Annotated in this window: 20 protein-coding genes, 2 tRNA genes, 2 other RNA genes and 2 pseudogenes; 7 read left to right on the forward strand and 19 right to left on the reverse strand. The window is 62.1% G+C overall.

Going from position 1 to position 23,445, the window contains the following annotated elements; genetic code table 11:
• Positions 1 to 3 precede the first annotated feature (3 nt).
• Positions 4 to 2,076, reverse strand: a complete 2,073-nt coding sequence (gene dnaX / locus M0D43_RS05625) for a DNA polymerase III subunit gamma/tau (protein ID WP_260808016.1) — start codon at positions 2,074 to 2,076, stop codon at positions 4 to 6.
• Between the two features lie 135 nt (positions 2,077 to 2,211).
• Here dnaX and M0D43_RS05630 point away from each other — a divergent pair.
• The 4 genes and pseudogenes from M0D43_RS05630 to M0D43_RS05645 form a co-directional block, all read left to right on the forward strand.
• Positions 2,212 to 2,304, forward strand: a tRNA-Ser gene (locus M0D43_RS05630).
• Positions 2,305 to 2,390: 86 nt separating this feature from the next.
• Positions 2,391 to 3,062, forward strand: a pseudogene (locus M0D43_RS05635) (DUF6538 domain-containing protein); the annotation flags it as partial.
• A gap of 63 nt (positions 3,063 to 3,125) precedes the next feature.
• A protein-coding gene (locus tag M0D43_RS05640) for an IS3 family transposase (protein WP_252163870.1) occupies positions 3,126 to 4,228 on the forward strand; the annotation gives its coding sequence in 2 pieces (ribosomal slippage) (positions 3,126 to 3,384 and positions 3,384 to 4,228; 1,104 coding nt in all).
• A gap of 33 nt (positions 4,229 to 4,261) precedes the next feature.
• A pseudogene (locus M0D43_RS05645) lies at positions 4,262 to 4,900 on the forward strand (site-specific integrase); the annotation flags it as partial.
• A gap of 598 nt (positions 4,901 to 5,498) precedes the next feature.
• Here M0D43_RS05645 and M0D43_RS05650 read toward each other — a convergent pair.
• The 5 genes from M0D43_RS05650 to M0D43_RS05670 form a co-directional block, all read right to left on the reverse strand.
• A complete protein-coding gene (locus M0D43_RS05650; RefSeq protein WP_313905552.1) occupies positions 5,499 to 10,268 on the reverse strand; it encodes an RHS repeat-associated core domain-containing protein in 4,770 nt (1,589 codons plus the stop codon).
• 212 nt (positions 10,269 to 10,480) lie between these two features.
• Positions 10,481 to 11,568 (reverse strand): IS3 family transposase gene (locus M0D43_RS05655; RefSeq protein WP_252163873.1). Its coding sequence is split into 2 segments (ribosomal slippage): positions 10,481 to 11,316 and positions 11,316 to 11,568, totalling 1,089 coding nucleotides; the frame shifts between segments, so codons are not numbered across the junction.
• Between the two features lie 502 nt (positions 11,569 to 12,070).
• The gene (locus M0D43_RS05660) at positions 12,071 to 12,316 is read right to left on the reverse strand and encodes a PIN domain-containing protein (RefSeq protein ID WP_252163875.1); all 246 of its coding nucleotides are present in this window, start codon (positions 12,314 to 12,316) and stop codon (positions 12,071 to 12,073) included.
• Positions 12,306 to 13,139, reverse strand: coding sequence for a hypothetical protein (locus tag M0D43_RS05665; RefSeq protein WP_252163876.1), 834 nt, complete (start codon positions 13,137 to 13,139; stop codon positions 12,306 to 12,308). Before M0D43_RS05665 ends, M0D43_RS05660 begins: the two co-directional genes overlap by 11 nt.
• A gap of 47 nt (positions 13,140 to 13,186) precedes the next feature.
• Entirely contained in the window at positions 13,187 to 13,489 is a 303-nt protein-coding gene (locus tag M0D43_RS05670; RefSeq protein WP_252163877.1) for a hypothetical protein, read from the reverse strand.
• A 430-nt stretch (positions 13,490 to 13,919) separates the two neighbouring features.
• On the opposite strand from M0D43_RS05670, the gene ffs reads away from it, so the two are divergent.
• An RNA gene (gene ffs / locus M0D43_RS05675) (signal recognition particle sRNA small type) lies at positions 13,920 to 14,016 on the forward strand.
• 270 nt (positions 14,017 to 14,286) lie between these two features.
• Here the strand turns inward: ffs and M0D43_RS05680 are convergent.
• From M0D43_RS05680 to M0D43_RS05710, 7 genes are read right to left on the reverse strand one after another with little or no spacing between them, the layout of a single operon-like run.
• Positions 14,287 to 14,736, reverse strand: coding sequence for a molybdenum cofactor biosynthesis protein MoaE (locus M0D43_RS05680; protein ID WP_260808018.1), 450 nt, complete (start codon positions 14,734 to 14,736; stop codon positions 14,287 to 14,289).
• Entirely contained in the window at positions 14,733 to 14,978 is a 246-nt protein-coding gene (locus M0D43_RS05685; protein WP_252163879.1) for a MoaD/ThiS family protein, read from the reverse strand. The genes M0D43_RS05680 and M0D43_RS05685 overlap by 4 nt, the downstream gene beginning before the upstream one ends.
• On the reverse strand, positions 14,978 to 15,472 hold the full coding sequence (gene moaC, locus M0D43_RS05690; protein ID WP_260808019.1) for a cyclic pyranopterin monophosphate synthase MoaC: 495 nt from the start codon (positions 15,470 to 15,472) through the stop codon (positions 14,978 to 14,980). Before moaC ends, M0D43_RS05685 begins: the two co-directional genes overlap by 1 nt.
• Positions 15,473 to 15,496: 24 nt before the next feature.
• Positions 15,497 to 15,877, reverse strand: coding sequence for a nuclear transport factor 2 family protein (locus M0D43_RS05695; RefSeq protein ID WP_260808020.1), 381 nt, complete (start codon positions 15,875 to 15,877; stop codon positions 15,497 to 15,499).
• Positions 15,874 to 16,905: a GTP 3',8-cyclase MoaA gene (moaA, locus tag M0D43_RS05700; RefSeq protein ID WP_260808021.1), complete on the reverse strand. Its 1,032-nt coding sequence runs from the start codon at positions 16,903 to 16,905 to the stop codon at positions 15,874 to 15,876. The genes M0D43_RS05695 and moaA overlap by 4 nt, the downstream gene beginning before the upstream one ends.
• A complete protein-coding gene (locus M0D43_RS05705; RefSeq protein ID WP_101363581.1) occupies positions 16,905 to 17,654 on the reverse strand; it encodes an MBL fold metallo-hydrolase in 750 nt (249 codons plus the stop codon). The genes moaA and M0D43_RS05705 overlap by 1 nt, the downstream gene beginning before the upstream one ends.
• A complete protein-coding gene (locus M0D43_RS05710; RefSeq protein WP_252163883.1) occupies positions 17,654 to 18,403 on the reverse strand; it encodes a 3-deoxy-D-manno-octulosonic acid kinase in 750 nt (249 codons plus the stop codon). Before M0D43_RS05710 ends, M0D43_RS05705 begins: the two co-directional genes overlap by 1 nt.
• A gap of 20 nt (positions 18,404 to 18,423) precedes the next feature.
• On the opposite strand from M0D43_RS05710, the gene M0D43_RS05715 reads away from it, so the two are divergent.
• Positions 18,424 to 19,473, forward strand: a complete 1,050-nt coding sequence (locus M0D43_RS05715; RefSeq protein ID WP_252163884.1) for a glycosyltransferase family 9 protein — start codon at positions 18,424 to 18,426, stop codon at positions 19,471 to 19,473.
• Positions 19,474 to 19,640: 167 nt separating this feature from the next.
• Here M0D43_RS05715 and M0D43_RS05720 read toward each other — a convergent pair whose 3' ends face one another.
• Both M0D43_RS05720 and M0D43_RS05725 read right to left on the reverse strand, forming a co-directional pair.
• Positions 19,641 to 20,057 (reverse strand): DUF6165 family protein, encoded by a 417-nt coding sequence (locus tag M0D43_RS05720; protein ID WP_252163885.1) that lies wholly within the window; start codon positions 20,055 to 20,057, stop codon positions 19,641 to 19,643.
• Positions 20,058 to 20,156: 99 nt separating this feature from the next.
• Positions 20,157 to 20,247, reverse strand: a tRNA-Ser gene (locus tag M0D43_RS05725).
• Positions 20,248 to 20,442: 195 nt separating this feature from the next.
• On the opposite strand from M0D43_RS05725, the gene M0D43_RS05730 reads away from it, so the two are divergent.
• Positions 20,443 to 21,147, forward strand: a complete 705-nt coding sequence (locus M0D43_RS05730; RefSeq protein ID WP_101363587.1) for a PP2C family protein-serine/threonine phosphatase — start codon at positions 20,443 to 20,445, stop codon at positions 21,145 to 21,147.
• A 280-nt stretch (positions 21,148 to 21,427) separates the two neighbouring features.
• On the opposite strand, the gene M0D43_RS05735 is transcribed toward M0D43_RS05730, so the two are convergent.
• The 4 genes from M0D43_RS05735 to M0D43_RS05750 all read right to left on the reverse strand — a co-directional run bounded on the left by M0D43_RS05735 (position 21,428) and on the right by M0D43_RS05750 (position 23,443).
• Positions 21,428 to 21,503, reverse strand: a non-coding RNA gene (locus M0D43_RS05735) — sX9 sRNA.
• A gap of 60 nt (positions 21,504 to 21,563) precedes the next feature.
• Entirely contained in the window at positions 21,564 to 22,298 is a 735-nt protein-coding gene (gene dnaQ / locus M0D43_RS05740) for a DNA polymerase III subunit epsilon (protein WP_252163886.1), read from the reverse strand.
• A gap of 8 nt (positions 22,299 to 22,306) precedes the next feature.
• The gene (gene rnhA, locus M0D43_RS05745) at positions 22,307 to 22,759 is read right to left on the reverse strand and encodes a ribonuclease HI (RefSeq protein WP_065466128.1); all 453 of its coding nucleotides are present in this window, start codon (positions 22,757 to 22,759) and stop codon (positions 22,307 to 22,309) included.
• A 27-nt stretch (positions 22,760 to 22,786) separates the two neighbouring features.
• Positions 22,787 to 23,443, reverse strand: a complete 657-nt coding sequence (locus M0D43_RS05750; protein WP_252163887.1) for a hypothetical protein — start codon at positions 23,441 to 23,443, stop codon at positions 22,787 to 22,789.
• Between the last annotated feature and the right edge of the window lie 2 nt (positions 23,444 to 23,445).

Raw genomic sequence — 23,445 nt, forward strand, 5'->3', positions numbered from 1 at the left:
GCGTCACTCGTCGTAAGGGCGGATGGAATCGGGGACGATCCGCGCGCCTTGCTGCTGGATCAGCAGCTGCACCGTCGGGTCGTTCATGAAGGCGGTTTCTGCCGCTCTCTGGCGCTCGCCTTTCTGGCGGTTGGCGCGCTCATGCAGGGTCTCGACATCGGCGCTACCGGTTTCGATGACGATGCGCGGCGTGTTTCCCAACACCGGTGCCAGCGCTTGCGCGAGGTTGGCGATGGAGCGCTCGGAATTAAGATATTCAAAGCCTGGTGCCAGCGCCAGCCGCAGCACGCCATCGCGATGGCCGATAAACGCGGCGTTGGCGGCCAGTTGCCGCGACGGGCCGTTCAAGCCGCTGCGCGTGACCAGCTCCAGCCATTGCTCGGCATCGGCGATGCGGCCGTCATCGAGCAGGGCCGATGCATCGGTTGCCGAACGTGATGCTGACGATGCCGTTGCCGATGGCGTAGCCACCACGGGTTCTACAAGCGATGAGGGCTCGACAAGCGGTGTGGGCGAAAACGTTGCGACCGAAGCCGGAGCTTCCACCGCAGCGTCTGACGCAATCGCAACGGGGTGCGCGAGCTCGGCGGGTGCAGACGGCGGAGCCATCGCCGCTTCAGGCGCAAGCACGGCCATCGTGTCGGATGCAGGCGTGGCCTGCGTACGCACCGGCGCATCGTCCACTGCCCACGGCGGTGCGTCCTCATTGCGCGCACTGGCTGCAGACGCACGATTGGCCGAAGAAGACTCTTGGGGGGGAAGCACGACAACGGGAGCCGCGGCCAGAGTCGCCTGGGTCGCTGTGGCCGGCAAGGCCGCCTCCGCAGCAGCAGGCATCATGTCTGTCACCACAGCAGGCACGGCCACCACGGCGGACGCCGCCGTCACCGGCGCAGCCCCTGCCGGCGCAGCAGCCTGACCGCCGCCGGCGGCAGAACGCGCGCCAGCGCCTGCAGTGGCACCGCGCCCGTCATCCGAGCCGCCAGCCGGAACAGCCGCAGCGGGGCGGAAGGCCAGCATGCGCAGTACTGCCATTTCGAAACCGGCGCGCGGGCTGGGCGCCAGGTACAGATCGCGGCGCCCGTTGAGCGCCATCTGGTACCACAGCTGCACGACCTCCGGCCGCAACTGCGCCGCAAACGGGGTCGGGTCGATCCCGTCGCCAACGAAGGCCACCGACGGCACCAGCTGCTGCACCTGCACGCGATGCAACGCCTCGGCCAGTGCTTCCAGCACACCGCTCCAATCGGGTGAAAATTCGGCCAGCGCGGCGACCAACTGCAGCAGGCGTGCGCCATCGCCATCGGCCAGCGATTGCAGCATCGCGCCGACTTGGGTGCGATCGACCGTGCCCAGCATGGCGCGCACCACATCCTCGCGCAGCGCGCCACCGGCGTAGGCGATCGCCTGATCCAGCAGCGACAGACCATCGCGCAACGAGCCGTCAGCGGCTTTGGACAACTGCACGATCGCCGATGGATCCGATTCGATCTGCTCGGCGGCCAGGATGCGGGTCATCTGGCCCTGAATCTGATCCTCATCCAGCCGCTTGAGGTTGAATTGCAGGCAGCGCGACAGCACGGTCACCGGCAATTTCTGCGGATCGGTGGTGGCCAGCAGGAACTTCACGTGCTCCGGCGGCTCCTCCAGCGTCTTTAGCAGCGCATTGAAGGCCGCCTTGGAGAGCATGTGCACTTCGTCGATCAGGTAGACCTTGAACTTGCCGCGCGAGGGCATGTACTGCGCGTTCTCGATCACCTCGCGCACATCGTCCACACCGGTGTTGGACGCGGCGTCGATTTCCAGCAGGTCGATGTAGCGGCCGGCATCGATATCCAGGCAGGCCGGACAGATGCCGCACGGGTCGGCACTGGTGCCGGTCTCGCAATTAAGCGATTTGGCGAAAATGCGCGCGATGGTGGTCTTGCCAACGCCGCGGGTGCCGGTAAACAGGAACGCGTGATGCACGCGCCCACTGTCGAGCGCGTTACTGAGCGCGCGGACCACGTGTTCCTGGCCTACGAGTTCGGCAAAACGCTTCGGGCGCCACTTGCGGGCAAGAACGAGATAAGACATCGGGCAACCGGCTTTGTTTGAGCCGATATTGTGCCACGCCCTGTCTCAACGGCTGCGGCTGGAAGATTCAGCTTGTGGTACGGGCCGGCGACCGCTAGAATTTGCGGCCCTGTTCGACCACGGTCGTGCAGGCACGGAGAGGTGTCCGAGTGGTTGAAGGAGCACGCCTGGAAAGTGTGTAAGCGTCTAAACCGCGCTTCGGGGGTTCGAATCCCCCTCTCTCCGCCAGATTACGCAAACCCCTGAGAAATCAGGGGGTTTTTTGTTAGCGTAAAAACTGGCTGCAGCTGCGCACGTCGGAACACACGACGCCCATGCGCATTCCTCATCATCTCGTTCGAGCCCCCTCCGGACTCTGGTCCTACCGACAGCGTGTGCCGGTCGATTTGCAGCCCATCGTGGGTCGGCAGACCTTCAAACGCACCCTGCACACCTACGACATGCGGGAGGCGAGACTGCGCGCTCTGACCCTGGCTGCCCGGTATGCTCAGGTCTTCACTGTGTTGAAGGAACGACGCATGCAAAGCCAAGACGACGACCTGGACGCGCTCCTGGCGCGCCTGACCGGCACCGAACGTCCGCAGGAGTTGACCCTAAATCGGACGCGCTCGGCAGATGGGTCGATCACCGAGCAATGGCAGATCGACACCCCCGAGGACGTCACGCTCTTCCAGCAACTGATGGCGCTCACCGCCCCGCAGCCCAGTGCGCTGGGGGAGCTGATTCAACAGCACGTGCCGCCTCTCCCCACGCCGAGGCGGGTAACCAAACCCTCCCTCGAATCAATCACGCTCGGGAAGGCCCGAGACGCCTGGCTGAACAGCCTCAAGGGCAGCACCCTGCCCAAGACCTGGACCATCAAGCGGACCGCTGTCGAACTGCTGACCAGCTTCGTGGGCGAGAAGACCAAGCTACACACGATTACCCGCTCGGACCTGGCCCGGTGGTATCAGGACATGCGGGAAAAAGGCGCCTCTACACCGACGTCCCCCCAATTTTGAGTAGCACCTCAGTTTGGAGTCCAATTCCCTACCCCAAGGAGATTGGACGTGAAGAAGCGTTTTACCGAAGAGCAGATCATCGGCTTCCTGCGCGAAGCCGAAGGCGGCGTGGCGATCAAGGATCTGTGCCGGCGCCATGGCTTCAGCGAGGCCTCGTACTATCTGTGGCGTAGCAAGTTCGGCGGGATGAGCGTGCCCGATGCCAAGCGGCTCAAGGACCTTGAGTCAGAGAATGCTCGACTGAAGAAGTTGCTGGCCGAGCAGTTGTTCGAGAACGACCTGATCAAGGATGCGTTGCGAAAAAAGTGGTGAGCGCACCGGCGCGTCGTGCGCTGGTGTGCGAGTGGATCAGGCGTGGTGCCAGCGAACGTCGTGCCTTGGCGGCGATCGGCATGAGCGCCAGCGCGCTGCGCTATTGCCCACGCCAAGACCGCAATGGCGAACTGCGCGAGCGCATTCTTGCGTTGGCGCATCGCCATCGCCGCTACGGCGTGGGGATGATCTATCTCAAGCTGCGACAGGAAGGACGCCTGGTGAACTACAAGCGCGTGGAGCGGTTGTATCGCGAGCAGCAGCTACAAGTCCGGCGCCGCAAGCGCAAGAAGGTACCGGTTGGCGAGCGTCAGCCGCTGCTGCGGCCAGCGCAGGCCAACCAGGTGTGGTCGATGGACTTCGTGTTCGACCGGTCCGCCGAAGGTCGAGTGATCAAGTGTCTGGTGATCATGGACGACGCAACGCACGAAGCGGTCGCCATCGAGGTTGAGCGCGCTATCTCCGGGCACGGGGTTGCGTGCGTGCTGGATCGGTTGGCACGGAGTCGCGGCCTGCCGCAGGTGATCCGCACCGACAACGGCAAGGAGTTTTGCGGTAAGGCAATGGTCGTCTGGGCACATGCCCGTGGTGTGCAACTACGGCTAATCCAACCCGGCAAGCCAAATCAAAACGCCTATGTTGAATCGTTCAACGGCCGACTACGCGACGAATGCCTCAACGAGCACTGGTTCCCGACGTTGCTGCACGCGCGCACCGAGATCGAACGCTGGCGACGCGAATACAACGAGGACCGACCCAAGAAAGCAATTGGCGGCATGACACCGGCTGCCTACGCCCAACATCTTGCCAACACCGATATCATCAGCCCCGGACTCTAAACCCGACCGCTACTCAGGGCGGGGGACGTCGGTCTGCCCTTGGCAGCGCGATGGGCCTCCCTCATTGGCTTGTATACCGGCGCCCGCGCGTCGGAGGTCGGCCAACTCCTGACCGCCGATGTGGTGGAGGACGGCGGTATCCCTTGCATCCAGATTTCAGATGAGGGAGAGCATCAGAAGGTGAAGACGGATGTGAGTTTGAGGACGGTGCCGGTCCACCCCGACCTGCTCGCTTTGGGCTTCCTGAGCTGGTTCGAGCAGGCGCGCGCCGAGGGGCAGGAGCGTTTGTTCCCATCGGCCAAAGCCGACGCCAAAAACGGCCAGGGCAACTGGATTTCCAAAGCGTTTAGCCGGCACCTGGCCGAGGTGGGCAAGAACTGGCCCAAGGCCAAGCGCGGCTTCCACTCGCTCCGCAAGACCTTGATTCAAGAGTTGCAGGGCGCAGGCGTGGTGTCCGAGCTCCGGGCTCAATTGGTCGGCCACGAGTTGGACGACGAGCACCACGTCACTTACAGCCGGGCTTTCACCGCCAAGGAAAAGCTGGACGGGCTCAGGGGCGTGTCGCCGGGGCTGTCGGTGTTGGCCTATGGCCTCAGCCTCGATTCCCTGTCGGCCTTGATGAATCAGACAACGTCAGTCGTTTCCTTGAAAAGCAACGCTCTGAGAGCTTGATGACCTCAGCGAAGGCGTCACCCTAAATGGCTGCAAGCAATCGAACGAAGGGCATCATCTGCGACCAAATTAGGCCGCACCTTGCGCTGAAGCGCCTTGATGCGTTCCCTCTCGGCCGTGCAGCCCACCTTAGCCGACACGGACACCATCGCCGCCCATTGCGGCTCGCACTCGCCTTGGTGCTCCAGCGCCATCTTCGCCGAACGCTCCCCGGATTTCCGGGGAGAACTTGCTTGCTCCGCTGATGGCTCCACCTTCTCAAGAAATGGAACCTCAAGACTTCTCGGGGCGGTTCAGCAATTGGCGGCACGACGCCATCTACGTATGCCAAACAGCTGACCAACACCGATATCACAAACCACGACCTCTAAGCCCGACCGCTATTCAGATTGGGGGGATGTCGCCTTTGATTCACGCATGAATTTGCAGCAAATCAATAAAGCAAGTAGCCAAGCTATTGCTGGATAAATTCCGGTCCAAACTTTATCCGCATTATTGAGATCAAATGTCACGAGAACGACAAGGAAACACACCATAAGGAATGCAAATGCCATCGCACTTGCCGCGAAAAAAATCCTGGCGATCATCTTGATCCTCATCACTTGCAGCCACATTTGGAAACGGATGAATCTACAACTGTGGCTGAGCCAGCAACACCGCCAGCGCCTATTTCAAAGCCACGACTCGGGCCTTTCTCTAAGAAGTTGTAAGCACCCGACCTCTCAGGAGGACTCAGTGCCCCCCCATCACCGCCGACCTGGATCATTGAAAATCCATAGCCGCCAAATGCGGTGATGCCAGCGCTCCACATTGAAAACCATCCATTCAAAACGTTGGGATTAACGTAATTCAGTCTGTCTTGAAGGGTGACGGTTGATGTTGTGAGGCTGAAAGGCGGCACGCCTTTTATCTCCACACCAATCGTTGGGCCTATCGCAACAACTTCCGCACGCCCTTGCTCGCCATTTACGCACTCCGAATTCAGGGAGAGCCTGTAGAAGCCACCTCCAATTCCAGATGCAGCACTGCCACTGGTCATGGTTCCACTCCATTTGACTAACCCCAGTGGATCGATTAATCCAACTGGGTTACCGCCAACATAGGCATACGTAGCAATCCCCCCATCGAGGCCAATCGGATCACTCTGCCCATATCGCCCAATGGCAGCATCGTAATCCCGGAAGTAATTCTGATTTAGTCCACTAGCCGCATCAAACCGCTGCCCCGGGAACCGCATATCCAACACCAACGCCGCACCATCGCCATCCGGATCCTGATTCGGCGCAGTATTGCCGAAGGCTTCGCCCTTTAGGCTCCAGTTCCACACCGCCACGTTACGAGCCGGGTCAACCACCACACGCGGGCTGCCCAAGTGATCGGGTTCGATGTAGTGCAGCTTGTTTGCGCTGGCTAGCAAGCCGACCGGCATGTCGTATAGCCAGATCACCTGTTGTTTGGGCGCGCCATTGGTGTCGTAGTCGCCCAACCAGTGGCCGGCTTCATCGTAAAGCGTGTAGGTGTTGGTGGTGCCGAGGAAGCGGCGCACCTGCTCGCCTTTACCGTTGTAGCGATAATTCATCACCAGCACGCCTGCACGCTTGACCATGCTCATGCGGCCGGATGCGTCGTAGGGGAACTCCCGCGCCTTGCCACCGATGCTCAGCGTATTGCCTGTCTTGTCGTAGGTGCGCGCCACGCCAGCTGCTGCACTCAGGCGATGATTGGTCGTTGGATAGGTGTAAGCCTGTGTAACGCTGCCGACCTTGGCGCTGAGGCGATTGCCGGTGGCGTCATAGCTATAGCCGTCAATGACTGTTCCTGTGATGCCATCGGTGAGGGCAGTGAGGCGGCTGAGCGTGTCGTAGCCCAGGCCGATCTCCGGCGTTGGATTGCCGGCTGGGGTCAGTGCGGTGAGATTGCCCACCGCATCGAACCCGAACCCCACATCCAGACCGCCAACCGCTTTGTCTTGAATGGCCTTGGGGCGGTAATCCTGATCGTAAGCTCGGGTCAGCACGCGGCCGTTGCCGTAGGTCCAGCCGGCCACCGGGCCCATCGGCAGATACGTGACACCCTTGACCAACACCTCGCGCGAGCCTCCAGGCGCGGTATAGCCCACCTCGGCGATCTGGCCCAGCTCATTGCGTACATAGTCAACCATCGCCCCGTCCGGATAGACCATGCTCGTCAGGTTCCCGCCTGCCGTATAGGCATAACGGACCGTCAATGCCTTGCCATTGGTCGTCTGGACCTTACGCACAATGTCGCCGAACCGGTTGTAGCAATACTGCGTCGTGCCGCTGCCGTCCTTCATGCTGGCCAAGCGCCCGGCTGCGAACTGCTCTCCCGCCACGCAGACAGCCGGGGCCACGTCGTAGACAAAACGGGTCTCAAGCGCTGCATCGGCATAGGACACCGATACTGGCCGGTTTAAGGCATCGTAGGTGTAGGTGGCCTGCCGGTTGGCTGCGTCCTTTCTAGACAGCACGTTGCCTGCGTCGTCGTAGGTGAAGCCGGTGCTGCCCGTGTCGGGACTTGTCAGCGCCAACAGTTCGCCCAGACCGTTGCGCTGGTAGGTAGTCTTCAAGCCTTTCGGATCCGTCACCACTGACGGTTGTCCAAGCACGTCGTATTGAAAAGCGCTCGTCGCCTTGATGCCGCCGGCGTCTTCGATACTCTGCTTCAAGCGATGCAAGGCATCATAGGTATAGGTGCTTGACCTACCCATGGCATCTGTCCGCTCCTTCAACGTGCCCACTGCATCGTAGGTGAAATCCGTCGGGTTGCCCTGCGCATCTGCGGTTGTTTTTAGGTGGCCTAGCTCATCGTAGAGCCGGGACATGGTGGCCTTAAGCACACCTTTTGAGTCCTGGATCTCCTCCTTAACTCGCCGTCCGGATTTGTCGAGCGTATAGAGGATGGCATTTCCGTAACGATCCGAAACCTTGGTCAGGCGGAATGCGCTGTCGTAGGTGAAGTTAGACACGTCGCCGCCCGGCAGCGCAACCTGCTTGACCAAGCCGGTGGGCCAATAGCTGTAGCGCGTAATGCGGTCATCCGTCTCCGAGCCGCTGTCCTGTCCCCGGACCATGCTTGCCGTCAGCCGACCTCGGGCATCGTAGCTATAGTCGGTCACAACCCCATTCGGATCCTTCTGCGACAACACACGGCCGGCGCTATCGTAACTGAGGAACTGGGTGACCTGGCCCACTGCATTGGTGATCGTCTTCAGGTCTCCGCCCTGGGCCGCGGGATAGTAGTCGTAGGTGGTGGCGTCGCTGAGATCCGTGCGCGCTCCGTCCACACGCAGCAGCACTCCCACCAGGGGGCAGCTTCCTGCGGTTACGTCGGCCTGCTCGCAATAGGTGAAGGTCTGCTGACGCTGCTTCCCGGAAACGGCATCTTGCTCGACCTGGGTCAGTGCTTGGCCACGCTCATTGCGAGTCCATCGCTTGGACACAACCAGCCCCTGCGCCCCCTTCACATTGAGCTCGGTCAATTGGTGGGTCAGCGCATCCCTCACGCTCTCGGTGCGCACCGCCTCCGGCGTGCCGTCGCCGACCGTCACCGCCGATTGATACGCCGGCGCGTATTCGTAGGAAACCTTGCTGCCCGATGCGTCCGTCACGCTTTGCAGCCGACCATCGCTGAAGTAGGTGTTGGACGTGCTTGCTGGGCCTTCGGTTACGTTGTTGACCGGGCTGAAAATGGTAGACCCATACTCGAAGCGCTTGACCGCGCCAGAAGCTTGTGTAACTTCCGTAACGCCTTCGGCCACGTAGTTTAGGGTCACTCCATCGACCACCTCGGTATCGCCATGGAGAACGCTGCTGATCACGCGTCCATAGGTGTCGTAACCAAACGAAGCATAACGCTGTCCGTTCTCCCCAGTGATACCAGTCAAATAGTTGACCAGCTGGGGCTCCGCAAGCCCCTTCTCATGATAGTGGTAAAGGCGCTTTGCGCCGTCGGGATACGTTGCGACAATCAGATTTCCATCCACATCGTAGTCGTAAAGGACGATGCCGCCACCAGGAATCTCCATGCCTGTGACACGCCCGTCGGTATAGGTGAACGTCACGGCGCGGCCATGGCCATCAACCAATCGCGCAATGCGCGTGCCATCGTAGACCACTGTTACGTCACGGTCCGGCGAGGCTGGATTGCGCACCGCGAGCAGTTGGCCATCCTTACCGAAATCGCGGTATTCGCCAGTTTCTCCGATGACCCGGTAATACGTGGTGCTGTTGCTGATGCGGCGATACAGCCGCCCCGAATTCTGAGCACGACCGGTGCCAGCAGCAACCGTGGTGAAAACATCCCTGTTGCCCGCCTCGTCGAGATAGGCTGTGTTGGAACTGTCGAATCGGTCACTGTAACTCAGCGACCAGCCTTCTCCGACTGGAATGACACTCTTGGTCTGATTGACAGAATGATAGTAGCGATTGAACGGGCGCCCTGCGAACTCAAAGTCTTTCTCTTCTCGAGACTTGTCGCCTGTCGTCGGGTGGCAAGGGTTGTTGGTGCTGCAGCTTTGGAACTGCTTCAAGGGCGACGTGACCCAGGTGTTATCGTCGTTCTCGGGTCTACAAACAGGCTCCGTCGTGAGAGTAGCCTCTGTAAGAATTGAGTCTCGAAGGTAAGGTGTGAAGTTAGCCTCGCAAGTCAACTTTCGCTTTTTGTAGACGTTCCAGCGCTGCGACACCGACACAGGTGCCCCCGAGTTCGACTGACAATTAAATTTCGCGGTGAAATATTTGTCTGAGCTATAACTAACATCGCCACTTGGGAGCAGACCCAGCCCCGTCGTGTTGTAATCCGACGTTTGAGTATTGGACAGAAGTGAACAAGATTTCCCGACCTTGGTCGTTAGGATGTCCAACGACTTGGCGATGAGTGCGCCTTCATCCGTGCACCAGCTTGATCCAAACTCTGGGGACGCTGTGCACCCGGGGTTCCCGACCCCGTAGATACCCAAATTGACCCCATAGGACGGGCTGGAGACCGAGGTTGCTTTTAGAGACGGGACACGGAAATAGGTCCAGACCTCTCCCGCTCCCCGATTCAAGAAACCTCTTGAGTAGGCCTTCAAATACTGACCGATGCCTTGGTAGTCCTTGGAGTTGCGAAGGGCATCGGCAGCCTTCTCCATTGTGTCGTAGCAGCCGAGGGACAGCGCGCAGAACGTAGCTTTAGGCGGAGTTTGGGCGTGCGCAGGACTAGCGCCTAGTAACCCATAGGCACCAAAAACAACCGGCATCAAGAGCGCCGCGCAACGCGCGCTCTTTGACAGAACTGAGGAAGCAGAAAAACGCGCCACGGCCCGATTTGACACGGCAACACTCCTTGTCAGCTGCACTTGCAGCATCAGTTAGGAATCCATTCCCACCCACCCCACGCTAGCAGCGGTGGTGATTACAACCAATCCCATGAAAAGGACGGCAGGCGTTAACGATATCGGATTAGCGATGAGGCGACAAGCAAGGCGTTTCCAACGCAGAAAGTATCGTCTTAAATCATGGTGGCATCGTCAGCGGCAGTGGGGTAATCCCCCGCTTTTAGCGTTCGCCAAAAGTGGAGCTACGCGGCCATCGCCAATTTCATTGCTGGGGTGATACCGCCGAGCGCCATGTTGGGGCGCTCATGGTTATACGTCCATAGCCAGCGCGTGGCCTTGTCCTGAACCTGCTCGATGGTGTCGAACAACGTTGTGGCCAGCCAAGCGTAGCGGACGGTGCGGTTGTAACGTTCGACGTAGGCATTTTGCTGCGGTTTGCCCGGCTGGATGTGCTCGATCCGAATGCCGCGCTGCTGTGCCCAAGCTAGCAGCGCGCCGCTGATGTACTCCGGGCCGTTGTCGCAGCGAATGGCGTTTGGCTTGCCGCGCCAGTCGATGATCTGATCCAACGAGCGGATCACCCGGGCCGATGGCAGCGACAGGTCGACCTCAATGCCCAGACCCTCGCGATTGAAGTCGTCGAGCACGTTAAATAACCGGAAGCTGCGACCATCGGCTAACTGGTCGTGCATGAAGTCCATCGACCAGACCTGGTTGATCGTCTCCGGTACCGACAACGGCTCTGGACGCTCACGTACCAGCCGTTTCTTCGGCTTGATCCGCAGGTTCAACTCCAGCTCCCGGTAGATGCGGTACACCCGCTTGTGGTTCCAGCCGAAGCCCTTCACGTTGCGCAGGTGCAGAAAGCATAGGCCGAACCCCCAATCACGATAGGTCGTGGTCAACCGGACAAGCCAATCGGCAATCTGGACGTTCTCCTCGCTGGCCTTGGCTTGATAGCGGTAGCAGGTCTGGCTGACCTCAAACGCCTGGCAGGCATGCCGGATGCTCATCGCCTTGTTCGCCACCGCCCATCGGGCCATCTCCCGGCGTTGAGATGGCCTCACCATTTTTTTGCCATCGCCTCACGAAGTACTTCGGCAGCCATTTGCGATTCGGCGTACATCTTCTTCAGGCGCCGGTTCTCGTCCTGCAGCTCCTTGAGCTGGGACATCAGCGACGCATCCATGCCGCCGAACTTGCTGCGCCACTTATAGAACGTTGCCGAGCTGATGCCGTGCTCTCGGCACAACTCCGGCACTGAGGTGCCGGCCTCGGCCTGTTTGAGGACGGCGATGATCTGGCTGTCGGTGAAACGGGATGTCTTCATGGAACCTCCTCAGAAAAGGGTACGAGAAAATTCCACTTCTGGCGTCAGCTAACCTGTGGGGGGATTACCCTCTGCAATGAACTGCTGCCCGAGCGAGGAGCAGTGCTTGACCGCACCCGAGCTGTCGATGGCTACACCTCCGAGAATACCCGCCTGATTCATGCCTCCTGCGACGTGGCCCATCAGGTGGCGAAGGGGTACACCTAGATCAACCCGGTTCCGGGAAGTCCGAGTCCTGGGCGGGATATGGCAACAGGGTGCAGGTCGGCTACCGGGTAGTGACCTGCTACCTTCGTCATCGCCATTTCCTTGCGGTCCACCTTCACCGGCTTGTTCTCAGAATCCAGCGTTACCAGTACGTCCGCTTTGATGAGCATTGCAGAGACTACGTGGATGGAATCCGGAGTAGTCAGGATATATGGCTCGCCTGCTCCGTTCTTCTCCTTGCCATAGCAGTGACGTCGGAGGCGGGCCGCTTGTCGAGCGATACCATCGCTTAGGGCTATCGTCTGGAGTTGCTACGGCGAATCATGGACTCGAACCGCTCGCGCGCCTCATCGCCCAATTTCATCGACAAGACCTCTGTAATGCCCACCGTCGAGATCGCAAGGACGATCTGGTTGCGGTCAAATGCTCCGGCTTGCGACAAGAGCGCGTTATAGACTCCGTCGCCGTGGTTCTTTTCCTCTTTGAGCAGCGCGATGAACGCCGAACTGTCCCAATAGATGATAGTGGCCTTACCACTCATTCCGCAGCTCCCGGACGAACTCCGCCGCACTCAACTCGCCGGTGGAGTCCGGCGCGCTTCCAGCAAGTTCACTCAGCGTCGGAAGATCGCTATCTAGTGGATGAATTTCAATGTGCCGGACGCTAACCTCGTGCGGCCAAAAATCATCTTCATACGATTTGAGTTCCCCTTCGACCGTGGCGTTGTGCTCGACAGAGGCGGCGGCTTGAGTAAGCAATTCGAGTGGGAAAAAACACTTGATTTCCACACCTCCAACCGGGGGCACGATCTTGAAATACGGCTGTTTCCCGACGCCCGAGTAACGCTTGACCACGCCCTTGACTGCTCCGAATTCTCGCCGCACATCAGGCAGCGCATCATCGAGAGCTTTGGCGACAGCATCATCGAGTGGAATGGGAGCAATTCCAGGGCCGTCGATCCAAAGCCGCTCGAACCTCTCGCCAACTCCTGCGACCAGCTTCCGCAAGTGACCAACAAGACGGGCACGATCGGAATCGACGCGCGCGGTCCGGCTCCGGACCTGACCCAAGAACGTGACAAAAGAATCTGCGACGCGGCCCGCCTGATGGCCGTTGTCGGCAAGCGAAATAGGCAGCACACCCACCATCGCCGGGCTGTTATGGCTCAACTCAGAGACTACAAAGTCCACCGCAGGCGAGCCCTCATGGGAAACAAGATTTCCCGTCTCTGCCAGCGCCGCTTTGAACGCAGCGAGCTTGTCGATAAACGCGCCCAAGCGAACGTCGCCGCCGAGTTCATCAACGCCTTCCATATGAAGGCGCAGAACCCGGGGCTCGGCAAGTTGGTCAATGGGACGGCTCATGGCGGCATCTTAAAGGCTGAATGACAGAAAGGCTCCCATGCTTCTGTTCACAGGATGAGACGGTAACAAATGGAGGCTAAACGGCTGGCATTTCCAGAGAAAAACCACCGCAGACCCTTGCCCAGCAGTGACCGCAGCGCGAGCCGCCAGCTCCGGGAGGTCTCAATGCGCCCGGCCAAGAGGCCATCCAGCGAATTGGCCCGCAAGCCGTGTTCTTCGCGAATTTCGAGCTTGGTCCGGGAGAGACTATCCGTCCGGACTCGACGTGCTGCCAGCGATAGATGCATTCGCTGCCCCGGGCGCGCGCCCGGCAGGTCGGGTCCGCCCATGGCCTTCACCTGCGCGAACATGCGAGCAAGGTAGCCCGGATCGGGCATAGCCGGGCAATCGCATTCCGCGTAGCGATTGCCTGTGTAGTGCAACTTCCCCCGTCGCCGTCGCTACCTCGTCATTCCCGTCCGCGCCGGGAGGGGTTGGGACCGCGCCTTTCATGCTTCGTAATCCTCGCCCAAAGTCTCGGCGATGGCCTGGGCGGCGAGCTGCCTGCTCAGGTTGGCGATGGGGGTCGGCCCCCAAGGCTAGCGGCGAGCATGCCAGACCAGCTACAATGGCAGACCACAAAGCAGGACACCTTCCTGGTTTGCGTGGCTGTAGGAGAGTCAGGAAGTTGGATCGGGATCAGTACCTCCCCCTCTCTCTCCGCCAGTTTCATGATTTGCGCACTGACACCAATGCCGCAAATCCCAGGGCCATGCCAATGGCCCACGTCTTATGGTGGCCCCGTCGGTCCCTCGCGACGCTAGATCGAAAATCCCGCCAGGGCCGGAAGGCAGCAACGGTATCGATTGATGCGGGCGCCGAGGTCAACCGGCGGGGACACCACCCTAACTTTCGACAGACACCCAGCGGATTCGCCGGAACACTGGCTTGTGCGCGATTGATCGAGCAGCGAGCAGCAGTCATCTTTTGCAGCGCGAGGCCGCCACGCCTCAAGCCGACCAGTCATTCGTACCCGCCGTGGCAACGGCGCATGCATTACCGCAGCATTAGCGTCTCCCACGGCGCGATGCGGGCGCCGAGGTCAACCGTCGGCACACTACCCTAACCTTTTGGATTTCCCCTGCACCAATTTTGCAGGGGGGGAGCATTACCGTGGCTGCGACTCTGGATGCAACCAGCCCGCATCGCCTTCCAGGTAATGCTCGTGCTTCCAGATCGGCACGCGTGCCTTGACCTCATCGATGATGTAGCGGCACGCATCGAAGGCGGCGCCACGATGTGCCGCACTGACGCCGACCCACACCGCCATGTCGCCGATGCGCAGTTCGCCCACGCGGTGCACGCAATGCGCGTGCACGATGGCGAACCGCTGCATTGCTTCGTCAAGAACGCGCTGCCCTTCGGCCTGTGCAAGCGCGGCGTAGGCTTCGTAGCGCAATCCGGCCACGCCGCGGCCTTCGTTGTGATTGCGCACCCAACCTTCGAAACTGGCAAACGCTCCGGCATGCGGGTGCTCGACGCCGGCACGCAACTGATCGACCGGCAATGGCACGTCGGAAAGCGCAAAGATCGCTGCAACCTGCTCGTTCACCGTCAACCTCCCGACACCGGCGGAATAAACACCACTTCGCTGCCATTGCGCACCGCATCCTCCCAGCGCGCGAATGCGCCATCGACGGCCACACGCAACTGCGCAGGCAGCCAGCGCAGGCCATGCCGTGCATCGAGTTCTGCATACAGGCCGCGCAGATCCTGCGCGCCGGTCTGCACACGCTCATCGGCAATGCCTGCGGCCTCGCGCAAGCTGGCGAAATACAACACCGTCACCGTGGCCGTCACTAGGCCGCTCCGATATCGCGCTTGCCGCCGCGCTTGGACACCAGCTTGGTCGGGCCGATGCTCATGCTGTGCGATAACGCCTTGCACATGTCATAGACCGTCAGCGCAGCCACGCTGGCGCCGGTGAGCGCTTCCATTTCCACACCGGTGCGATGCACGCAGCGCACCGTGCAGCGAATATCCAGCACCTGTTCGCCCGCCCAGTCGATCTCGAAACGACACGCATCGATCGGTAGCGGATGACAGAACGGAATCAATTCGTGCGTGCGCTTGACCGCCATGGTGCCGGCGATTACCGCCGTCTCCACGATGCCGCCCTTGGCGCTACGCAAGCCGTTGGCGCGCAGTTGTGCGGCCACGGCAGCCGGAAAGCGCACACGGCTTTCTGCAGTAGCGCTACGGGCGGTGACCGCCTTGTCCGAGACATCCACCATGGTGGGAAGCCCGGCATCGTCGAGGTGGGTCAGGCGTGCGGAACGGGAATTTGCAGACATGGGAAGCAACGCGAAGACAGGTACTCAGAATGCAGCATTCTCGGTGAACAGGGTGCCTTGATGGAACAACAGCTGCCATCCAGCAGCGTTGTTTCGCCACAACGAACTGCGCAAGGCTTGCCGTTTGACGCCATGACGGCAATCCATCGAGCGATAGCGCAACTGCGCCAGATCCGGGGCCAGCCGTACGCATTCGAAGCCATCGGCGTAGTACTCGGCAGCACCACTGGGTGCGCTCAAGGCCGCGATCACCTCGCGCCGTGTGTACCGACGGCCTGACGTCCCGAACTCCACGAAAGCGGGATCGAGCAACGCCTCCAACACTTGCACAGTGGCACGCAGCTGCGGATCGAGCAGATGCAGTTCCAGCGTGCGCAGCTGCGCCAGTAGCGTGTCTTCGCTCATCCGCCGATCAAGAACATCTCGACCGGCTTGCCGCGCCGTGGCACCGAGGCGCGCACTTCGCTATAGCGGTCGCCGCGCACGCTCCAGCGCTGCCGCAGGTGCATTGCCAGCGCAGGCTCGCCATTGGCCAGAGCCGGTTTGAGGTCATCGCCCTGGCTGGCGAACAGGCAGGTGTACAGATGCCCGTCGGCCGACACGCGTGCGCGCTGGCAATCGCCGCAGAACGGCACGCTGACCGAACTGACAAAGCCCACTTCGCCAGTGCCATCCGCAAACGCGTGGCGCTGCGCCACTTCACCCGTGTAATTGGCGTCCAGCGCCACCAACGGCCAGCGCGCGTGGATGCGTTCGTGCAGTTGCGCAGAGGTGACCACCGCGTCCGGCGTCCAACCATTGCAGCTGCCCACATCCATGAATTCGATGAAGCGCAGCACGTGCCCGGTGCCGCGGAAGTGCTCTACCAGCGGTAGCACCTGATCTTCGTTGACGCCACGCTGTACCACGCAATTGATCTTCAACCGCTGAAAGCCGGCCTGCTCGGCAGCGGCAATGCCGGCCAGCACCTGCGCAATCTCGCCGCGATCGCCACTCATGCGCCGGAACAACGCCGGCTCCAGCGCATCCATGCTGACGGTGATGCGGCGCAGCCCCGCCTGCCGCAGCGCAACGGCCTGGCGGGCAAGCAAGGTACCGTTGGTGGTCAGCGCCAGATCTTCGATGCCCTCGATCGCGGTCAGCCGCGCAATCAGGCTCGGCAGGTCGCGCCGCAGCAGTGGCTCGCCGCCGGTCAGGCGCACCTTGGTCACCCCGACCGAGACGAACGCACGCACCAGCGTTTCCAGCTGATCGAAACTCAACCGCTGCTGTGAGTCGAAGCCGTAATCGTCCGGCACACGATCGGCCGGCATGCAATAACCGCAGCGAAAATTGCAGGCTTCGATCACCGATAGACGCAGATCGTGCAGCGGGCGGCCATGGCGGTCCTGCATCGGCGCGGTGACAAGATCCGGCAGCAGCAAGGCGCCCATCAGGGCACCGTCGCGGCGGTCGGATTCGCCAGCGCGAGGTATTGACCGGGCACGGCAACGCGGTGGCCACGTGCACGCAGCACATCGCCGTCGGCGTCGCTGGCGTAGTGGTACAGCAGCATGCGGCTCAACAGGTCCTGCGGGTATTCCCGCTCCAAATCGTCCACCCCAGTATGCGACGGGTTGCCGTGAACGCCGCAGTCATGCGCGATGAGCTCGCTGTCGTCGGCATAACGCTTCAGCATTTCCGGGATCGGCCGGGTATCGCCGGTCCAGACCAGTGCGCCCTTCAACCGCAGGCCGTAGGCCGTCTCCGGCCAGTGGTGGCGTACCGGGAACACTTCCAGCCGCACCCCGTCGTGCCAGAACGCATCGCCGACCGGCACCAGCTGAAACGCATCCCAGAAGTTGGCCCCGCCCTCGGCCAGCACATTGGGGTAATCGGCGATGCGCCGCTGCAGCAGCGGCACGACCGGCGCCGGCACGTACAGGCGCGTGCGTCCGCAGCGCTCGGAGAAATAGCTGTCGACGAACACCCGTTCCAGCCCACCGACATGGTCCAGATGCACATGGGTGATGAAGATCGCCTGCGGCAGCTGGCCGTAGTGGGCCTGATAGGCAGTCAGCCCCTCGCTGCCGCAATCGATGGTCAGCCATGGCGCGCCGGCGCGTTCGAGCGTGGCCATCGGCGAGCCAAGCGCCACCGCCGACGCATTGCCGACTCCCTGCACCCGCAAGGCCCAGTCCATCAGTAGCCCCGGCCCCAGGCCAGTTCGTAGGCGCGGTGCAGACGCTCATAGTCCTTGTCGACGTCCTCGCGACTGCGGTTGCCGCGTAGCTTCAGCAGCGAGCGATGCAGGCGCTCGAGATTGCGCTCGCGCCAGCGTGTGGCCGGAATGCGCAGCACGCCGCGATCGAAATCGATCAGCCAGCCATGCCCGCCGGCATCGAACAGGATGTTGTGCGCGTTGAGATCGGCATGATCCAGGCCGGCGCGATGGAAGCGCGCGATCAATTGGCCAGTGGCCTCCCACGGCGCACCGCGGCCGGCCACCTGGGCATGGTCGGCCAGCGAGCGCACGTCTTCCAAGCGCTCCATCAACAGCGCCGCACGATAGCCCATCCCTTCGCGTAGGTAGCAGGCGGCCAACGGACGCGGCACCGGCAACTTGCGTTTGATCAGTTCGCGCATCAGCCGGAACTCGGCAAAACTGCGCGTGCGCCCTGCCCCTTTCCACAGGTAGCGGTCGCGGCTCACACGTGCGGCCATGCCACCACGCAGGTACTGCCGCAACACGCTGTGGCCGAACGGCGCATCCACGAACCACGCGCCACCACGCCCGCCTTCATCCACCGGCCGTGCCCTGTCGCCCCACGATTGCGGCGAAAACAGGCTGGCATCGGCTTGCCGCAGCCGTTCGCGGTCGAACACAATGGCGCCATAACCGCGACCTTCGCGGTACGGCGCCAGCGCTTCGGTGGCATCGAAAGAAACCATCTATCGAGTCTAACAACACCATGGCTGTAACGCCCGCATCGCTGTGTTTGCTGCGCTTGTCCGCCCTGGGCGATGTCACGCATGTGGTGCCGCTGGTGCACACGTTGCAGGCAGGGTTTCCGGCAAGCGCGTTGCATTGGATCATCGACAAGGCCGGGCTGAAATTGCTTGAGGGGCTGCCCGGTGTGCACTTCCATGCCTACGACAAGCGCAGCGGCGTGGCCGGCATGCGCGCGCTACGCCGGTCGCTGGCACCGCTGGGGCGTTTCGATGCCTTGCTGCAAATGCAGGTGGCCTTTCGCGCCAATGTGCTGTCGGCCTTCGTGCCGGCGCAGCGACGCATCGGCTACGACCGCAGCCGCTCCAAGGACCTGCACGGCCTGTTCGTCAACGAGCGCATCGCCGATCGCCCCGGCATCCATGTGCTCGACGCCATCGGCAGCTTTGCCGAGCCGCTGGGCCTGCGCCAGACCCAGGTGTGCTGGGATCTGCCGGTCCCCGATGAGGCGCATGCCTGGGCACGCGCGCAATGGGACGACGATGGCCGCCCGGTGCTGATGATTTCGCCGTGCTCCAGCCACGCGCGTCGCAACTGGTATCCCGATCGCCACGCCGCGCTGGCCGATCACGCTGCCGCGCAGGGTTGGCGGATCGTGCTGTGCGGCGGCCGCAGCGACCTGGAGCGCAGCACTGCCGACGCCATCGTCGCGGCAGCACGCACGCCGGTACTGGATCTGGTTGGCAAAGACACCCTAAAGCAACTGCCTGCCCTGCTCGCGCGTGCGGACCTGGTGGTCACGCCGGATTCCGGGCCAATGCACATCGCCAACGCGATGGGCACCAAGGTGCTCGGGCTGCACGCGGCCAGCAATCCGCTGCGCAGTGGCCCATATTCGGACGTGCGCTATTGCGTGGACCGCTACGATGCAGCCGCGCGCAAGTTCCTGCACAAGCCGGCCGAACAACTGAGCTGGGGAACCAAGATCGAATTCGACGACGTCATGTCGCTGATCACCGTGGACGATGCGATCGCCGCCTTCGAGCGTTATCGCACCGATCACTCGCGCTAGGGATTGAGCACAGACCGTCGGCGCATCGCAACGGAAAGAATGCTGATCGCCGCAGTGCAAAAGTCGCCGCTCCACTACGACGTCACAACCACAGGCACCGCGCCAGTTGCGTAATGCCAGCCACCATTACTCAGCGATCACGCCGACCAAGCGGCCAGCGCGATCGGTCAATCGGCGCGCTCAGGCACCGTAGCGCGATAGTCCTGATAGGACTTTTCTTCCACGTACGAAGAACCCAGCGCCAGGTTGATCTCTTTCTTGATGCGCGCACGCTCGTCGTTTTCGATATACACGCTGCGTGCCAGCTGCACGAAGGTATCGTCGAAGGTCTGCGCCTGTTCCTTAAGGCGGATGTCGTCCTCGATCACCCACAGCCGCTCATTGACGGCCTTCAGCTCGGCGCGCAGGCGCACGATGTCGTGGCCGGCGGCTGGATGCGCCATCCAGGTGGTTTCCAGCGCAGACAGCTCGTTGCGCACATTGGTCAACTTGGCCGCATCGCGCATGCGCTCGGATTTGATCTGCAGGATCGCGATCTTGTCGAGCAGCTCACCAAAGGACACAGGTACCAGGATCTCGGACATGACAGGTCTCCAACGGGGATCGGGCGGATTGTAGTCATCGCCGCGGCGGGCGACTGCCACACATAAACAAAAGCCCCCTTACGGGGGCTGATGCGAATCTGGCGGAGAGGGGGGGATTCGAACCCCCGAGGCGCTATAAACGCCTGCCTGATTTCGAGTCAGGTACATTCAACCGCTCTGCCACCTCTCCAGATGGTCCCCAGTGTCCTGGGGCCGTGCATCATACGGGCACACGGCCCCCGCCACAAGCGGCCCGGGCCGGCGCCGATAGCACGGCCCTCGCCCAGGCGTGAACCGGCACTGCGACGCCCGTGTCCGGTGTGTTGCCGCTAACCGGCCGGGCCGCGATGATGGTGGCGCATCTCCTCCTTGGCGACCCGGCCCCATGCTCGAATTCGGACACCTCACCCACGTCGGCCTGCGCCGTGACCTCAACGAGGACACCTATTACGGCGACAGCGAGCTGGGATTGTGGCTGGTGGCCGACGGCATGGGAGGGCATGCCTGCGGCGAAGTGGCCAGCGCACTGGCGCGCGAAACCATCGTGCGGGAAATCCGCGCAGGCACCCCACTGGCCCAGGCGGTGCGCATCGCCGACGAAGAGATCATCAAGACCTCGCGCCGCTGCAACGACACCTTGCCGATGGGCACCACGGTGGTCGCCGCACGCGTGCTGGGCCAGCGTTTCGAAGTGGCCTGGGTTGGCGACAGCCGCGCCTACCTGTGGCGCGATGGCCGGCTGGCCCAGCTGAGCCAGGACCACAGCTATGTGCAGGAACTCATCGCCCAAGGCACGCTCACCAGCGAGCAGGCGCGCGCGCATCCGCATCGCAACGTGGTGACCCAGGCACTGGGCGTGACCGACCCGGCGCATCTGAATGTCGCCACCATGCAAGGCGAACTCAAATCCGGCATGCAGCTGCTGCTGTGCAGCGACGGCCTGACCGAAGAAGTCGACGATGCGGCAATCGCGGCCACCTTGGCGCAGGCCGATTGCAGCGCGCAGGAATGCGTGGAATGCCTGGTCGCCGCGGCACTGGATGGCGGCGGCTCGGACAACATCACCGCGATCCTGGTGCGTAGTTACTGACGGTGCGACAGGCCGGACTGCGTGCACTGACGGGCGCACAGCGAATACGCGGGATCGCCAGGGACTGTTTCAGCAGGTACGACCGTCCGGTGTCTGCAGTCAAAAAGATCGCCATCGCTCACCACGCTTTGCCAGCCAATCTGCCAACCGGCGAATCGCCAGCAACGGCGTGCTGAGGCGGAATACGCACGCAGCCATCACTGCAGCTCAAGCCCAGGTGCAAAACAGAGGCGGCCGTTCTTCTCCAACGGCGGCACATCTGCGCGAAATGCCCTGGATCGGCTGACGACATGTAGCGAACAACCGTCAGGTTGGCCTAGACGGTGCGCAAGACCTGCAGCGTACAAGTGGCACATGCAGCACCGAGCATCGGCCGCGCCACCTGGCGGTCAGCGCAGCCGTTTCGTTAGCCGCTCTCACCCGGCAACGGCGACTTGTTCGACCGGCGGATCCCACAACGCACGCCCGGCTTTCTTGCGTAGTTGCGCCAGGCGCGCCTCGTGCGCCTGCGATTCGGAGGCGGTCACTGCAACGCGCGGACGCGGCAACAGCAGCGCCGGGTCGAACGCGATTACGCCGCTCGCGGTGTCGGTCTGCTGGCCAGCGTCAGCGCTGGCAAACCCGATTTCCTCCTGACCCGAGGTCAGCGCGATATACACATCGGCCAGGATCTGGGCATCGAGCAAAGCCCCGTGCAACTGGCGATGCGAATTGTCCACGCCCAGACGCTTGCATAAAGCATCCAACGAATTGCGCTGCCCCGGGTAACGCTCGCGCGCCATCATCAAGGTATCGACCACCGTGGCGCGCTCGACGATGCGGCCGTAGCTATCACCCAGCAGCGCCAGTTCATTGTCCAGAAAACCCAGGTCGAACGCAGCGTTGTGGATGATCAGTTCCGCGCCCTCGATGTAGGCGAGAAACTCGTCCACCACCTCGCCGAACAGCGGTTTATCGGCAAGGAATTCCAGAGTCAGCCCAGTCACTTCCTGCGCGCCTGGCTCGAAGTCGCAATCGGGCTTCAGATAGCGATGGAAGTTATTGCCGCTCGGGCGCCGCTCCAGCAACTCCACCGCACCGATTTCGACGACGCGGTTGCCCTTGCGCCATTCCAGGCCGGTGGTTTCGGTATCGAGAATGATCTGACGCATGTGTCCTCTTACGATGTTGCACGGCCATCGCGCTGGGCGGTGGCCTGATTGCGGGCGAGCACGTCGACGCGCTCGTTGTCCGGGTCGCCATTGTGGCCTTTCACCCAGCGCCAATCGATGCTGTGGCGTTGCGTGGCCGCGTGCAGCCGCTCCCACAACTCGCGATTCTTGACCGGATCGCCGCCGGCGGTTTTCCAGTTACGCCGCACCCAGCCTGGCATCCACTCGGTGATGCCCTGGCGCACGTATTGCGAGTCGGTATGCAACACGATCTGGCACGGCTCGGTCAGCGTTTCCAGCGCCATGATCGCCGCCATCAACTCCATGCGGTTGTTGGTGGACACGGCCTCACCGCCGGCCAGTTCCTTTTCGCGCCCGTTGTAACGCAACAGGGCCGCCCAACCGCCCGGCCCGGGGTTGCCGAGGCAGGAGCCATCGGTATGCACTTCAATGGATTTCATCAGGTTCCAGAGTTGAACGTAAACAGGTCAGATCGTGGCCACCGGTTGCGGCCAGCGGGCTGGCAGCGCAATCGGTGTCGGGCCGATCGTCGCGGCAGCGCGCTTTTCCACTTCCAGCAAATACACTGCGCGCCAGGGTGCGCGGCCGGGGTCGGTGGACGCGCCGCCGGTGCGCCAGATCGGCCCAAGGTAGCGTCCCGCTTGCACGCTATGCAGACCGGCACGTTGCGCCAGCAGGCGCCAGCGATCCGGGCGCAACGCGACCGGTCCACGCCGCGCCCAGCGGAACCGGTAGGGGCTCATCGGATTGAGCGTGAACAACCACAGCCGGCCGCCTGGCATCAGCAGCCGCTCACATTCGGCCAGAAAGTCCGCTGCCCCGCCAACCACTGCATGCTGCACCACGATCGCCTGCAGGCTTTCGGTCGGCAACGGAAACGGCATCGCACAGCGCGCATCGCCGGCGAAGCGCCCGGCGCTGCGGTGCAGCCGCAAACCGCGCCCTTGCAGCGATTCGCGTGGGGGCAATTCGGTCGTCGGGGTCAGCCATAACCAGGGTTGCGACGGACGCGTCTGCAGCGCCTCCAGCGCCAATCGACGCTCCAGCTGAAGCAGGCTGCGCCCCGCACCGGTTTCAAACCAGGATGAGACGCCAGCTTGACGGGAGAATGGCGGGGCAGGCATGG

It is taken from the genome of Xanthomonas prunicola, from assembly GCF_025266575.1.
Lineage (GTDB): Bacteria > Pseudomonadota > Gammaproteobacteria > Xanthomonadales > Xanthomonadaceae > Xanthomonas > Xanthomonas prunicola.